This window comes from Lentilactobacillus sp. TOM.63, assembly GCF_030361045.1.
Classification (GTDB): Bacteria; Bacillota; Bacilli; order Lactobacillales; family Lactobacillaceae; genus Lentilactobacillus; species Lentilactobacillus dabitei.
The window spans coordinates 1-865 of record NZ_JAUCAP010000175.1 but is presented as its reverse complement, the minus strand read 5'-3'; the positions used below and the strand labels follow the sequence as shown (position 1 = coordinate 865).

Genomic DNA, 865 nt, shown 5'->3' with positions numbered 1-865 from the left:
AGAAACTGTTTGAGATCTAAATTGAGTTTTGGTATACTTTTGCAAAAAAGGAAATTGTTATGCCTAATTATCCCAGTAATATTACTCGCCAACAGTTTGAAGTCATTCGCTCAGAACTAGAAAACTTTTGTCAACGGACGAAGCCGCGGCAAGTTGATTTATATGACGTTTTCTGTGCCATTCTATATATCTTAAAGACCGGCGCTCAATGGCGGGCATTACCGCATGATTTTCCCAAGTGGCAAACGGTCTACACGTATTTTCGCTTATGGTCTCGGCAACCAACGCCAGCAGAGCCATCACTGTTAGATCAGGTTTTAAAAAAATTGTCGCTACCTTACGATCCAAGCAGGATCGTTCGGCGTTAACTTCCTTCATTATCGTTGACGCTCAGAGTGTTAAAAATACCGAAACGGCCGAGAATAAAGGCTATGATGCCGGTAAGAAAATTTCCGGAATTAAGCGGCATCTAGCAGTGGATATGAATGGCTTTCCGCAAGCCATTCATTTAACGCGGGCCAATGTCTCTGACCGTGACGGCGCCAGTGCCATGTTAGCCTTAAACGCCGAAAACTTACGCCGGGTTCGAAGCGTATTGGTTGATGGTGGTTACAGTGGCCGCAATTTCGCCATGGATGTCCAGCTTAATTTAAAAGCGACCACCCAAGTCGCCAAACGAAATGAGTTACATAAATTTGAAGTGTTGCCACAACGCTGGATAATTGAACGCTCCTTTAGCTGGTTGGAAAAATATCGTCGGCTCTGGAAAAACTGTGAACGACAGCTGCACACCAGTACAACGATGGTAACTTTAGCGTTTGTCTCAGTTTTCCTACGCCGCTTTTAGAGATCTCAAACAGTTTCT

At 44.2% G+C, this 865-nt stretch carries 1 protein-coding gene; it reads left to right on the top strand.

Translation table 11 applies throughout. The features are described 5' to 3' along the window. Positions 1-59: 59 nt before the first annotated feature. A protein-coding gene (locus QUF07_RS14005; RefSeq protein ID WP_089121852.1) for an IS5 family transposase occupies positions 60-847 on the top strand; the annotation gives its coding sequence in 2 pieces (ribosomal slippage) (positions 60-318 and positions 318-847; 789 coding nt in all). The last annotated feature ends 18 nt before the right edge of the window (positions 848-865 follow it).